Below are 13,735 nucleotides of genomic sequence, written 5' to 3'. Positions count from 1 at the left end.
GAGGGGCTGCTGATCGTCGACCGGCAGGCCCGGATCGTCTGGATGAACGAGAAATACCCCCGCCACCTGGGCATCGCCGATCCGGCGTCGGTGATCGGCCTGCCGGTCGAGGACGTGATTCCCAACAGCCTGATGCGCAGCGTGGTGACCAGCGGCAAGCCGATCATGCTCGACATCATGGAGTTCGGCAGCGAATCCTTCGTCGTCATGCGGCTGCCGGTGCGGGACGCCGCCGGCGAGCTGATCGGCGGCGTCGGCGTGATGATCTTCGACGACCCCCGCCAGCTCATGCCGCTTGTCTCGCGCTTCCAGAGCCTGCGCCTTGAGCTGGCCGACACCCGCCGCAAACTCGACGAAGCGCGGCGCAGCAAATACACCTTCACCAGCTTCGTCGGCGCCAGCCCGCGCTGCGTCGCGGTCAAGGACAAGGCCCGGCGGGCCGCCCGCGCCAGCTCGCCGGTGCTGATCCTCGGTGAAACCGGCACCGGCAAGGAGCTGCTGGCCCACGCCATCCACGCCGCCAGCCCCCGCGCGGCCGGACCTTTTGTCGCCGTGAACATCGCCGCCATTCCCGATACGCTGCTGGAATCGGAATTCTTCGGCGTCGCGCCGGGCGCCTACACCGGCGCCGACCGCAAGGGGCGTAGCGGCAAGTTCGAGCTGGCCCAGGGCGGCACGCTCTTTCTCGACGAAATCGGCGACATGTCCCTGGCCCTCCAGGCCAAGTTGCTGCGGGCGCTGCAGGAAAAGGAAATCGAACCCGTCGGCTCGAACCGGCTGATCGCCATCGACGTGCGCATCATCGCCGCCACCAGCCGCCAGCTGGCGAAGGAAGTGGAAGAAGGCCGCTTCCGGGCCGACCTTTTCTATCGGCTCAACGTGATGACTCTCGACGTCCCGCCGCTGCGCGAACGCCTCGACGATCTCCCGCTGATTTCGGAATCCCTCGCCGAAGCGCTGACCCGCCAGCTCGGCGAGCATCCGCGCAGCATTGCCGCGCCGGCGCTGGACTACCTGGCCCTGCACACCTGGCCGGGCAATGTCCGCGAGCTGTCCAACGTGCTCGAACGCGCCCTGCTGATGTCCGACGCCGACCGCCTCGAACGGTCGGACTTCGAGCAGATCCTGCCCGGCCTTGGCGCGCACACCGAGCCCGCCGCAAGCCGCGGCGCACGCACCCTCGAGCAGCTCCAGCAGGACACCGAACGCCAGGCCATCGTCGCCGCCATCGCCGCCGCCGGCGGCAACAAGGCCCAGGCAGCCCGCAGCCTCGGCATCTCGCGGGCCTCGCTGTACGAAAAGCTCGCCGCGCTGGGCATCTCCTCCTCGACGAACGGCTGATCGCTGCCGCCCCGGCCGAAAGCTGTCTGCCAGCGCAGACACCCTGCCCGGCAGCCCGGACAGCCGGGCCGGCCTTTTAAAAAATTTTCCTTATTAATCAATAAGAAAAATCTTGGCACGCTTTCTGCCATGGATCACTCCGCAAACCTACAACGGAGGAGATCCAAATCATGTCGTTTCTTATCGTCCTGGCCTCGCTATGCTTTCTGATGTTCATCGCATACCGGGGTTATAGCGTCATCCTGTTCGCCCCCGTCGCCGCCCTCGGCGCCGTACTGTTCACCGACCCCACCCTCGTCGCCCCGATGTTCACCGGGCTGTTCATGGACAAGATGGTCGGCTTCGTGAAGAACTACTTCCCGGTCTTCCTGCTCGGTGCGATCTTCGGCAAGGTCATCGAACTGTCGGGTTTCTCCAAGTCCATCGTCTCGTCGGTCATCAAGCTGGTGGGCGCCGAGCGGGCCATGCTGTCCATCGTGCTGGTCTGCGCGCTCCTCACCTATGGCGGCGTGTCGCTGTTCGTGGTGGTTTTCGCGGTGTATCCCTTCGCGGCTGAAATGTTCCGCCAGGGCGGCATCCCGAAGCGCCTCATCCCCGGCACCATCGCGCTCGGCGCCTTTTCCTTCACGATGGATTCGCTGCCCGGTACGCCGCAGATCCAGAACGTCATCCCGACCACCTTCTTCAAGACCAACATCTACGCCGCCCCGGTGCTGGGCGTCATCGGTTCGATCCTGATCTTCGTGGCCGGCATGGCCTACCTGGAATGGCGCCGCCGCTCGGCCCAGGCCGCCGGCGAAGGCTACGGCACCGACCTGGTGAACGAACCCGCCCCCTTCGACGACAAGGAAAAGCTGGCCAACCCGTTCCTCGCAGTCCTGCCCCTGGTGCTGGTCGGCATCACCAACAAGCTCTTCACCGACCTCATCCCCACCATCTACGGCAAGAGCCACAGCTTCATCCCGGCGGTAATCGGCAAGGCCGCCCCGGTGGTGCAGGACGTCTCCAAGATTGCCGCCATCTGGGCGGTGGAAGGCGCGCTGCTGATCGGCATCCTGACCGTCATGGTCTTCGCCTGGAAAACCGTCGCGACGCGCTTCGCCGAAGGCTCCAAGGCCGCCGTCAGCGGCGCCCTGCTGGCCTCGATGAACACCGCCTCCGAGTACGGCTTCGGCGCGGTCATCGCGGCGCTGCCGGGCTTCCTGGTGGTGGCCGATGCGCTCAAAGTCATCCCCAACCCGCTGATCAATGAAGCCATCACCGTAACCACCCTCGCCGGCATTACCGGTTCCGCCTCGGGCGGCATGGGCATTGCGCTGGCCGCCATGTCGGAAACCTTCATCAGCGCCGCCAACGCCGCCGGCATTCCCCTCGAAGTGCTGCACCGCGTCGCCTCGATGGCCAGTGGCGGCATGGACACCCTGCCCCACAACGGCGCCGTCATCACCCTCCTGGCCGTCACCGGCCTGACCCACAAGGTGGCCTACAAGGACATCTTCGCGATCACGCTGATCAAGACCAGCGCCGTGTTCGCCATCATCGCCACCTACTACCTCACCGGTCTCGTCTGAGACGCAGCGCCCCCAGGCCAACAGGAGTCATCACGATGAACACCCGTCTGCCCGCCGCCACGCTGTCCTCCCAGGACAATGGCAAGATCGTCTCTGCCCGCGAAGCCGTGCGCCTCATCCGCGACGGCAACACCGTCGCCACCGGCGGCTTCGTCGGCATCGGCTTTCCCGAAAACATCGCCGTCGCCCTCGAAGCGCTCTACCTCGAAAATGAAGGCGAAGACATTCAGGGCCTCGGCGCCCCCCGCAATCTCACCCTCGTCTATGCCGGCGGCCAGGGCGACGGCAAGGAGCGCGGCCTCAACCACCTCGGCCACGACGGCCTCGTCGCGCGGGTGATCGGCGGGCACTGGGGCCTGGTGCCCCGCCTGCAGCAACTCGCCGTGGCCAACCGCATCGAAGCCTGGAACCTGCCCCAGGGCGTCATCAGCCACCTGTTCCGCGACATTGCCGCCGGCAAGCCCGGCACTCTCACCCGCGTCGGCCTCGGCACCTTCGTCGATCCGCGCTTTGGCGGCGGCAAGCTCAACGCGCGCACCACCACCGACCTGGTTCGCGTGATGGACATCGACGGCGAGGAATACCTGTTCTACAAGGCCTTCCCGATCCATGTCGGCATCATCCGCGGCACCACCGCCGACCCGGACGGCAACATCACGATGGAAAAGGAGGCGCTGACCCTCGAAGCCCTGGCCATTGCGATGGCCGCCCACAACTCGGGCGGCATCGTCATCGCCCAGGTCGAGCGCATCGCCGAGCGCGGCTCGCTCAACCCCCGGCAGGTGAAGATTCCCGGCATTTTCGTCAATTGCGTGGTGGTCGCCGAAAAACCCGAATACCACATGCAGACCTTCATCGAGCCCTACAGCCCGGCCTTCTCGGGCGAGCTGCGGGTGCCCATGTCGGGCATCGCCCCGATGGAAATGAGCGAGCGCAAGATCATCGCCCGCCGCGCCGCGCTGGAGCTGCGCGCCAACGCAGTGGTCAACCTGGGCATCGGCATGCCCGAGGGCATCGCCAACGTCGCCACCGAAGAGAAGGTCATCGACCTGATCACCATGACCGCCGAGCCGGGCGTCATCGGCGGCGTGCCGGCCGGCGGCCTCAACTTCGGCGCGGCGGTGAACACCCAGGCCATCATCGACCAGCCCAGCCAGTTCGACTTCTACGATGGCGGCGGGCTGGACATGGCCTTTCTCGGCCTGGCCCAGGCCGACCGGGAAGGCAACCTCAACGTGTCGCGCTTCGGCCCGCGCCTGGCCGGCGCCGGCGGCTTCATCAACATCAGCCAGAACGCCAAGAAGGTGGTTTTCGTCGGCACGTTCACGGCCGGCAACCTGGAGATCGCCGTCGAGGCCGGCAAGCTCGCCATCCTCAACGACGGCGGCGCATCCAAGTTCGTCGAGCAGGTGGAACACCGCACCTTCAGCGGCCCGCAGGCCAACCGGCGCGGCACACCGGTGCTCTACATCACCGAGCGCTGCGTGTTCCGGCTCGGCCCGGACGGGCTCGAGCTGATCGAAGTGGCGCCGGGCATCGACATCCAGCGGGACATTCTGGACAAGATGGCCTTCCGCCCGCTGATTCCGGCCGAGCCGGCACTCATGGACCCGCGCATCTTTGCCGACGGCCCGATGAACCTGCGCCCCGATCTGCTCGACATGCCGATGGACGCCCGCCTCGCCTACGACCCGGCGGGCAAGCTGTTCTTCGTGAATTTCGAGGGATTGACGATCCGCAGCGCGGCCGACATCGAGCGCATCCGTGCGGCGGTGGAAGCCCGGGTGGCACCGATCGGCCACAAGGTGAGCGCCGTCGTCAATTACGATCGATTCAACATTGAACCGGAACTGATCGACGCTTACGCGGCAATGGTGAAGAAGCTGGTCGCCGCGCACTACACCAGCGTCACCCGCTACACCTCGAGCACCTTCCTGCGCCTGCAACTGGGCGCGGCCTTCACGCGCAGCGAACAGCCGCCCCGGATGTACGCCAGCGTCGGTGAAGCCCAGGCCGGGCTCGATCAACCGTCAGCGGGCTAAAAGCCGAAACCCGGCCTCTACTTGATGACGTCGACGATCTCGACGCCCATTTCGTAGAGGCCACCCTCCGGCAGCCCGTGGCAGCGGCGCACGCGCACCCGTGCGTGCAGGGCCTGCCAGGCACCGCCCGGCTCGGGCGGCAGCACGGCGATCTCAAAGACTTCATCCATCTGCGGCACGTGGGTGGAGTGGATGGTCATCCCCCCGACCCCCAGCTCGACGCAGGTTCCCACGACGAGCGCGGAGGCGCCCTTCAGCTTGATTCCCACCTTGCAGCCGAGCGGAATGCGGCGATCCCGGCGGCGTTCGGTCATGCGGTCCATGTCGTTCATTCGTGCGTGCAATGCGCGCACCTTACGAAGTTCGGCCCTCCCCCGCAAGGCTCAGAGACGCTTGCAGGCAGGCACGCGGGCCGGGGCGGCCGACAGAAACCCGAACAGCAAAAACCGCGAAGCCTGCGCTTGGTGATCTAATCACGCTTGGTGGATCCTTCAAGGGCTGCCGGTGTCACCGCGAGCAAGGCCGGTTTGGCGGTGGCAGGGCGCACCGCTCCACAACAAAACCGCTGGCGCGTGAAAATCATGAAGTTACCGACCATTTACCTCTGGCGACGCTTCTGGGCCATTGCCTGGCCCTACTGGCGCCATGGCGAAAAGCTGAAGGCGTGGGGCCTGCTGGCACTGCTGGTGATGCTACTGGTGGGGCAAACGCGCTTCGCGGTGCTCCTCAACGAACTGACCGGCGAATTCACATCCGCCCTCGCCGCTCGCGACGAAACGCGTTTCTGGGACGCCATCAAGACCTGCGTGCTGGTGGTCATCGCCGCGGTGCCGATCCTGGCCCTCTTCTACTACGTTCGCGACAACCTCGGCATTCACTGGCGACGCTGGCTCTCCGAGCGCTTCCTCGAGAAATACTTCAGCCACCGCCAGTTCTACGAACTCAACGCCAACGCCGCCATCGACAACCCGGACCAGCGGATCGCCGAGGACATCAACACCTTCACCCAGCGCTCGCTGTATTTCCTGCTGATCTTCACCGGCGCGCTGCTGCAGCTGGTGGCCTTCAGCCGCGTGCTGTGGTCGATCTCCCACGAGCTGGTGTATTTCCTGGTGTGCTACGCCACCGTCGGCACCTTGATCACCATCTACGTGTTCGGCGTGCGGCTGATGAACCTCAACTTTCTCCAGCTGCGGCGGGAGGCTGATTTTCGCTATGGCCTGGTGCGGGTGCGCGAGAACGCCGAATCCATCGCCTTCTACCGGGGCGAGGCGCAGGAGCTGCAACAGATCAGGCGACGCTTCACGATGGCGTTCAACAACTACAAACGCCTGATCCGCAACCAGTTCGGCCTCAACCTGTTCCAGCAGGCCTTCTCGCTGCTGACCGTCGTCATCCCGAGCGCCATCATTGCCGAAAGCGTGCTGTCGGGCGAACTCGAAGTGGGCCGGGCGGTGCAGGCCGCCGGCGCCTTCGCGGCGGTGCTGAGCGCCATCTCGGTGGTCATCGAAAACTTTGAAAGCCTGAGCCGCTTCGCCGCCGGCGTCGAACGTCTCGACACCCTCGCCGGCGTGCTGTCCGGACAGCCGGCCGATTCGGCCCCGAAGGGCAGCACCATCCACGCGCAGGAAGCCCCCCACCTCACGCTGGAGGATGTGACCCTGCAAACCCCGGGAAGCCGGCGCACCCTGGTGCAAAAGCTGTCGATCGCGATCAGGCCCGGCGAGGGGCTGATGATTGTCGGCCAGAGCGGCAGCGGCAAGAGTTCGCTGCTGCGGGCCATTGCCGGCCTCTGGCAATCGGGCAGCGGCACGATTTACAGACCGCCGCCGGGGGACATCTTCTTTCTGCCGCAACAGCCCTACATGCTGATCGGCAGCCTGCGTGCCCAGCTGCTGTACCCCAACAACGACACCTCGATCAGCGACGAGCAGTTGCTGGAGGTGCTGGAGCAGGTCAACCTGACCGAGCTGGCAACCCGTTTTGGCGGCCTCGACCTGGAACTCGATTGGGAGAAAGTGCTTTCGGTCGGCGAGCAGCAGCGCCTGGCCTTTGCCCGTGTGCTGCTCGCCCGGCCCCGCTTCGCCATTCTCGACGAGGCCACCAGCGCCCTCGACCCCGCCAACGAAGCCGCGCTGTACCGGCAACTGCAGGAAACCGGCACCACGCTGGTCAGCGTTGCCCACCGCTCCAGCATCCTCAAGTACCACACCCAGGTGCTGGAGCTGACCGGCAACTGCGGCTGGGCGACGCACGCGGCAAGCCGCTACCGGTTTAGCCAGTAGCGGCTGGAAGGGTCGGGGTCAGGGTTTGGCAGCGGCCACCGGTGGCGTCACGCGCAGCAGGCGCACTTCGCCGTAAGCCACGCGCTGGGCAAAAGGCCGCGAGCTTTCAATGCCCTGCTGCCACGCCAGCACCTCGTAGGCGCCAAAACCGGGCTGACCGGCGAGCTGGGCGGCACGGCGGCTGAACACCTGGCGGGCCTCGCCGTCGCCGCCGTTGTGAATGGCCTTGTGGCGCAGCGCGAGGATGTAGCGGTCGTCCCCCTGGCGGGATTCCTCGATCGTCCAGTTGGGCGCCAGCGGGTCGAGCACAACGTAAAACACCACCGCACCGGCAATCATCGGCATCTTGAGGTAGCCGGCATCCTTGGCCAGCATGGCGCCGGCCGGCAGCGCCGCCCAATCCAGCGAAGGCGCAGTGCTGCAGCCGCTGGCGAGGGCAGCGAGGCCCACGGCGGCGGCACGCAGAAATGCTTTCACGGGCGTGTGGCTCACAGGTAGTTGAAGAGCGACAGATTGCTCACCTTCATGAAGCTTTGCTGGGCGGCTTCGAGATAGGTTTTCTGCTGGGTCAGGTTGCTGATGATGCTGACCAGGCTGGCAGAATCCGATCCTTCCAGGCGCGACAGGGTGTCGGTGTATTGCACATCGAGGCTGCTGTTGATGTTCTGCTGGGTATCCACTTCCACCATGCGCGAACCCACGCCCGAGCGCACGACGGACACGCTTTCCTGGGCCGCATCCATGCCGGCGATGGCCTGGCTGCTGCCGAAACGGGTCGCCGTGGCGACGCCGGAATTAAGGGCCTGGACGAAATTGCCGAGCACGTCGAAGGTGCTGGCCACCGTCGACACCGTGAAACTGTCGCCCGCCACGGGTGCGCCGCTGATATTCAGGGTGACGCTGCCGCCGCCGAAGGTGAGCGTCTTGTCTCCGGTGGCCGACAAACCCGGCGTCACCGGCACACCCGCGCCGCCGGCCGTGGTGTCGAAGGCGGTGAAGGCCACGCCCGGGCCGGGCACGGCGTTGCTGACCTGGATCTCGTAATTGTGGTTGTTGTAGCTCGACAGCGTCATCCCCGAAACCAGCCCCGTACCGGCGTTGGAGGAGGCACTCAGGGCAAAGGCGGAACCGCTGGCGGCACGGATGTTGTTGAAAATCTGGTCACCCGAACTCGTTATCGGCAGGTTGCGCGAAGCCGATATCTGCAGCGTACGGACGCCCTGGTCGCCCTGGTAAGTCACGCCGCCGGCGAGCCCGCCGGTGAAGGGCTGGGCATTGCTGCGATAACCGCCGAAAACATAGTCGCCCGTGGCGTCCTGGCTGTTGGCGACGCTCTGCAGCGCTTCGAACTGCTGGGTCAGATCGGACGCGATGGCCGCCTGGTCGCTCTTGCTGTACGCGCCATTGCCGGATTCGACGGCGCGGGTGCGCACGTAGGTAAGGATGTCGTTGGCGGCGCCGAGCTTGCTATCCACCAGCCTCAGAGCATCGGTGGCGTAGCCCTGGTTGGCCGTGTAAAGGGCATTGACCCCTTTCGACTGCGACACTTCCAGTGCTCGCGCCGAGGCAACCGGATCGTCGGAGGGGCGCAGGACGCGCCGGGCGGACGACGCCTGCTGCTGGGTTTCCAGCAAACGGGCATTCTGCTTCTGCATCGAGGAGACGCCAGAGTCGAAAATCATGCCGGTAGTCACACGCATGATGGTTCCTTCAGGTTATGCGCCGAGGGACAGCACTTGATCGAAAAGCTTGGAGGCAATGCTCATGACCTTGCCTGCCGCCTGGTATGCCTGTTGATAACGGATCAGGTTGGCCGCTTCTTCATCGAGATTGACGCCGGCGGCCGATTTTTGCGCGGCGGTCGCCTGCTCGACGAGGCTTTCCTGGGCGTCGCGGTTCACATTGACTTCGCGGGCCTTGTTGCCCACCGAGCTGACCAGCTGGGAATACACCGACTGGTAGGTGGCCGACGGCTGGCCGTTGGCCGAGAGCAGCATCTTGGTGGTTTGCAGATTACCGAGCAGCACGGCGTTGCGGCTGTCGGACACGCCGCTGGTGTTGGCACCGATGACGAACTGGTCGGCATTCTGCGGGGCGCCCGAAACGGCAAAGGAGACTTCCTGCACAAAGGCGCCGGAAGCGTCCGTATGCCCGAAGGCGATGCTCATGCCGCTGGAGTAGGGAACCGACGCGCCCGCCGCGCTGACTTGCTGGGCACCGTTGAGCGGCGTGTAGGCGACGCTCATGCCGGCCGGCAGGTTATTCACGCTCAGGGTGTTGGCAGCGCTGTTGTAGTTCAGGGTGGTCAGGCCGGCCTGCAGGCTCGCCAGGTTCTGGGTGTTGGTCACCACCGGCGCGCTGATGCTGGCGGTGCCGAGGTTGCTCGTGCCGCCGCCGAGCATGAAGGTGTTGCCGTTTGCCGGGGCGCCGGAAATGCTGAAAGAGACGTCCTGGACGTTGCCGCTGGCCCCCGCGTGCCACAGGGCAACGGTCATGCCGCTGGTGTAGGGAATGGAGGCTGCCGCAGCGGGGCCGACGACGGTGCCGCTGGCGTCGGTGTAACTCACGCTCATCCCGCTGGGCAGGCCGCTGAGATCCAGATTGCCGGTGCCCGCGTTATAGGTAAACACGCTCTTCGCGGCATTCAGGCTGGCCAGCTTGTCGTTGCTCGACACCGTCGGGGCACTGATCGTGGTTGCACCGTTGCTGGCGGCGGTGCTGAGCAAACCCGTCGAGCCCGAGCGGGCGCTGAGCGGCGCGGCAGCGGCAACCATGCGCGTGTCGGTGAGGGTGACTGCGAAATTGCCTGCCGCGTAGCGGGTCGGCTGGATCAGGAAGCTGTCGCCGACCATCGAGATGGCATTCGGAGTGATCGACAGGCCCACGTCAGCGGCCGATACCGCGGCACCGTCCGAGACGCGCTTGAGCGTGTAGCTGCCGACGGTGTCGGTGAAGGTGAGCTTGTAGTCGTCGCCGCTGAGCTTGGAGACATCGGTGAAGTCAACCGCCGGGAAGGCCGTGGAGGCGTTGCTGTAGCGGGTGACGCTGACTTCGGCTTGATTGAAGAAGTCGCCACCGAGCTTGCCGTTGAGATCCTGCCCCAGGGCGTGCTGGGCATTGAAGGCGGTGCCGATGCCGACCGCGATGAGGCCGAGCTGGTTCTGGGCCGAATCGAGGGCGCCGGAGCGCATCGCCAGCAGGCCGCCGAGCTTGCCGCCGCCGAGCAGGCTTTCCGGGATCGCAATCGCCCCGCCGTTCTGGGTGAGGATGTTGGCGTCGAGGCGGCTGGGGTCGGAAATGGCCGGCAGCGCCTTGAGCGTGGTTGCGATGGAACCGACCACCAACGGCTGGCCGGTGCCGATGAAGATCGACATGGCCCCGTCGGAATCGATATTGGTGGACACCCGCACCAGCTGGTTGAGCTCCTGGATGAGCTGGTCGCGCGTGTCGAGCAGATCGTTGGCCGGCTGGGCCGAACCGGCCTGCTGGGCGATCATGATCTTGTTGTTCACTTCGGCGATGTTCTTGGCGTAGGTGCTGATGGCACCCACCGTTTCGCCAATCTGACTTTCCAGCCCGCCACGCACGTCGTCCAGCCGGTCGGAGAGGTTGCGAAAGCGCGACACCAGGCTCTCGGCAGTGGAAATCATCGACTGGCGGGCTGGAATGCTCGACGGGTTGGCGGCCACTTCCTGCACGCCGCCGAAGAAGGATTCCAGCGCCGGGCTGAGGCCGACCGTCGCATCGGCCAGCATGTTGTCGATCTGGGCGATCTCGGTGCTGTAGGTGTTGTACTCGTTGTACTTGGTGTCGGCCGACAGCACCTGGTTGTTCAGGAAGGCGTTGTAGGCGCGCTTGACGGTATCGACCCGGGTGCCTTCCCCAAAGAAGCCGGCGCCGGTGAACATCGCCGGGTTGGTGCTCTGGACAGTGTTCTGGCGGCTGTAGCCGGCAGTGCCCGCATTGGAGATGTTGTGGCTGGTCGTGATCAGCCCCGCCTGGGCGGCGTTGAGGCCGGTGAGACCGATGCTGAAGAGGCTGCTGCCCATGATCCGCGTCCTTGAGTCGGGGGTGTCTGCAGATCACCTTGCAAGAACTCTGCCAGGTTCCGGGTTCCGACTTTCCGGCGGGGCGAGGCGTGGCGCCCCGGGGTGGTTCAGGCGAGCGGTGCGGTGCTGCCGGCAAGGGCCGTGCGCAGGGTGCGGCCGTTGATGATGCGGGCGAGCTTGTCGGCGTAGAGCGGGTCGGTGGCGTAACCGGCAGATTGCAGGCCGCGGGCAAAGGCGGTGGCGTCGCTCTGGCCGACAACCGCCGCGTAGCGCGGGTTGCTGCTGATCAGCCGGGCGTAGTCGCGGAAGGAGTCGGCATACGAGCCGTAGGCACGGAAGCTGGCGTTCTCGCGGCTTGCCACACCGCCGGCGTACTCGGTGGTGGAGGTGTTCACCGTGTCGCCGCCCCAGCGCTTGCCGGCCTTGATGTTGAAGAGGTTGTGGCTTGCGCTGCCGTCGGCGTTCTTGAGTTCGAACTTGCCCCAGCCGGTTTCAAGGGCCGCCTGGGCCACCAGGAAGCGCGCCGGAATTCCGGTTGCCTTGCTGGCCTCGACGGCTTCGGGCCAGATCTTGTCGACAAAAGCCCGCGGCCCGGCGCCGGCCGGCATGTTCGGGAGCATGGGGGCGACGCCATTTGCCGGTGCGCCGCTTGCCGCGGCGGCAGATTTTGCCGCCGGCGTTGCCGTGCGGCTTGCCGTGTCAGTGGCCGCCGCACTGGAGGCCGACGCCGCCGCGGAATCAAAGCCCCGGCGAATCATCGTATCCAGCGACACCGGCCCGTCGGGCAGCGTGACCGTGGTCTTGCCGACGTTCATCTGGCGCTCGAGCACCTTGGCGAGGCCGATGCCGCCCGCGCGGGTGGAGAGCTGCATGGCCATCTGCTGGTCGAGCAGGCCCTGGTACATGCGCGTCTCGTCGCTGTCGAACAGGCCGCCCTTGGGCGTGGCATCGCGCATGGACTTGAGCATTTGCTGCACGAACAGCGCTTCGAACTGTTTGGCCGCTTCCTTGGCGGCTTCCGGGGTGTTCTGCTTGGACAGCCGGCGCAGGCCGCCGAGAGTGTTCGGGTCGAGGGCGTTGATCTGGCTGAAGTCGTTGCTGGCCATGTCAGATCACCTCGAGTTCGGCGCGCAGCGCGCCGCTGGCCTTCATGGCCTGCAGAATGGCAATGAGTTCGAGCGGGTTGGCACCCACGGCGTTGAGCGCCTTGACCACATCGGCCAGGTTGGTGCCGGCCTTGATGTTGAAGAGGTTGCCGCCTTCCTGCTTGATATCGACGCCCCCCTTGTTGGTCACCGCCGTCTGGCCGCCAGAGAAGGCGCCCGGCTGGCTGACCTGCTGCTCGTTGGTGACCGTGACGGTAAGGCTGCCGTGGGATACGGCGCAATTCTGCAGGGCGACTTTCTGGTTCATCACCACCGAGCCGGTGCGGGAATTGACGATCACCTTGGCGGCCTGCACGGCCGGGGTCACGTCGAGCCCTTCGAGCCGGCCAAGAAAGGCCACGCGCTGGTTGAGATCGTCCGGCGCACGAACCTGGATCTGGCGGCCGTCGAGGGCCTGGGCGCTGCCGGGGGCAACGGCGTTGATCGCGTCGACCACCTTCTGGGCGGTGCCGAAATCGCTGTCGTTGAGGTCGACGAAAATCGAATCGCCCTGCCCCACGCTGCTGGGCACGGCGCGCTCGACCGTGGCGCCGCCCGGAATGCGTCCGGCCGAAAGGTGGTTGACCGTAACCCGGCCGCCGCTCGGCGACGCGCCGCTGACGCCGCTCACCGCCAGGCTGCCCTGGGCCATGGCGTAGATCTGGCCATCGGCGCCCTTGAGCGGGGTCATCAGGAGGGTGCCGCCCTTGAGCGAGCGGGCGTTGCCCATGGACGAAACCGTGACATCGATCTGCTGACCGGGGCGCGCAAACGGCGGCAGGCTGGAGGTGACCATCACCGCCGCCACGTTCTTGAGCTGCAACGATTGCCCCGGCGGCAGGGTGACGCCCAGGTTGCCCAGCATGTTGATGATGCTCTGCACGGTGAAAGGCGTTTGCGTGGTCTGGTCACCCGAGCCGTCGAGGCCGACGACCAGGCCATAGCCGATGAGCTGGTTCTGGCGCACGCCGCCGATGGAGGCGAGATCCTTGAGGCGCTCGGCATCGGCGGGGCCGCTGGCGCACAGGGAGAGCACGGTGGCAACGGCGAGAAAGATCCGCGAGAAGGTGCGCGTCAGCGGCAGGACACGGCGAGACATGGCAAAGCTCCTCAGAACGGCAGCACGGTCAGGAAGAAGCGCTGCATCCAGCCCATGGTCTGGGCTTCGTCGATGTAGCCGTTGGCGCGGTATTCGACGCGGGCATCTGCCACCTGGGTGGATTGCACGGTGTTGCTGCCGGTGACATTAAAGCCGCGCGCGATAAACGCTGAGGGTGAGGTGCGATAAATGGGAGGTCCGCG

11 protein-coding genes are annotated in these 13,735 nt (G+C 65.8%); 4 read left to right on the top strand and 7 right to left on the bottom strand.

What is annotated here, in order from left to right; genetic code table 11:
• The 3 genes from Q1W26_RS12695 to Q1W26_RS12685 form a co-directional block, all read left to right on the top strand.
• Positions 1-1,341, top strand: a 1,341-nt coding sequence (locus Q1W26_RS12695) for a sigma 54-interacting transcriptional regulator (RefSeq protein WP_300440639.1), incomplete at its 5' end; no start/stop codon positions are given.
• A gap of 170 nt (positions 1,342-1,511) precedes the next feature.
• Positions 1,512-2,912, top strand: a complete 1,401-nt coding sequence (locus tag Q1W26_RS12690) for a GntP family permease (protein WP_300440637.1) — start codon at positions 1,512-1,514, stop codon at positions 2,910-2,912.
• Between the two features lie 35 nt (positions 2,913-2,947).
• Positions 2,948-4,954, top strand: a complete 2,007-nt coding sequence (locus Q1W26_RS12685; protein ID WP_300440635.1) for an acyl CoA:acetate/3-ketoacid CoA transferase — start codon at positions 2,948-2,950, stop codon at positions 4,952-4,954.
• 17 nt (positions 4,955-4,971) lie between these two features.
• On the opposite strand, the gene Q1W26_RS12680 is transcribed toward Q1W26_RS12685, so the two are convergent.
• Positions 4,972-5,298 carry a PilZ domain-containing protein gene (locus tag Q1W26_RS12680; RefSeq protein ID WP_300440633.1) on the bottom strand — a complete coding sequence of 109 codons (327 nt, stop codon included), beginning with the start codon at positions 5,296-5,298 and terminating at the stop codon, positions 4,972-4,974.
• A gap of 237 nt (positions 5,299-5,535) precedes the next feature.
• Here Q1W26_RS12680 and Q1W26_RS12675 point away from each other — a divergent pair, with 237 nt between their 5' ends.
• Positions 5,536-7,239: an ABC transporter ATP-binding protein/permease gene (locus Q1W26_RS12675; RefSeq protein ID WP_300440630.1), complete on the top strand. Its 1,704-nt coding sequence runs from the start codon at positions 5,536-5,538 to the stop codon at positions 7,237-7,239.
• An 18-nt stretch (positions 7,240-7,257) separates the two neighbouring features.
• On the opposite strand, the gene Q1W26_RS12670 is transcribed toward Q1W26_RS12675, so the two are convergent.
• The 6 genes from Q1W26_RS12670 to Q1W26_RS12645 form a co-directional block, all read right to left on the bottom strand.
• A complete protein-coding gene (locus tag Q1W26_RS12670; RefSeq protein WP_300440626.1) occupies positions 7,258-7,716 on the bottom strand; it encodes a hypothetical protein in 459 nt (152 codons plus the stop codon).
• A gap of 11 nt (positions 7,717-7,727) precedes the next feature.
• Positions 7,728-8,939: a flagellar hook-associated protein FlgL gene (flgL, locus tag Q1W26_RS12665; protein WP_300440623.1), complete on the bottom strand. Its 1,212-nt coding sequence runs from the start codon at positions 8,937-8,939 to the stop codon at positions 7,728-7,730.
• Between the two features lie 15 nt (positions 8,940-8,954).
• Positions 8,955-11,288 carry a flagellar hook-associated protein FlgK gene (flgK, locus tag Q1W26_RS12660; protein ID WP_300440620.1) on the bottom strand — a complete coding sequence of 778 codons (2,334 nt, stop codon included), beginning with the start codon at positions 11,286-11,288 and terminating at the stop codon, positions 8,955-8,957.
• 107 nt (positions 11,289-11,395) lie between these two features.
• Complete coding sequence (gene flgJ, locus Q1W26_RS12655; protein ID WP_300440617.1) at positions 11,396-12,394, bottom strand: flagellar assembly peptidoglycan hydrolase FlgJ; 999 nt, start codon at positions 12,392-12,394, stop codon at positions 11,396-11,398.
• 1 nt (position 12,395) lies between these two features.
• Positions 12,396-13,532: a flagellar basal body P-ring protein FlgI gene (locus Q1W26_RS12650; RefSeq protein WP_300440614.1), complete on the bottom strand. Its 1,137-nt coding sequence runs from the start codon at positions 13,530-13,532 to the stop codon at positions 12,396-12,398.
• Between the two features lie 11 nt (positions 13,533-13,543).
• On the bottom strand, positions 13,544-13,735 hold a 192-nt coding region (locus Q1W26_RS12645), incomplete at its 5' end, for a flagellar basal body L-ring protein FlgH (RefSeq protein ID WP_300440611.1).

It is taken from the genome of Zoogloea sp. (assembly GCF_030157465.1).
Lineage (GTDB): Bacteria > Pseudomonadota > Gammaproteobacteria > Burkholderiales > Rhodocyclaceae > Zoogloea.
The sequence above is the reverse complement of the archived record's forward strand: the minus strand, read 5'-3'. Positions and strand labels throughout refer to the sequence as shown.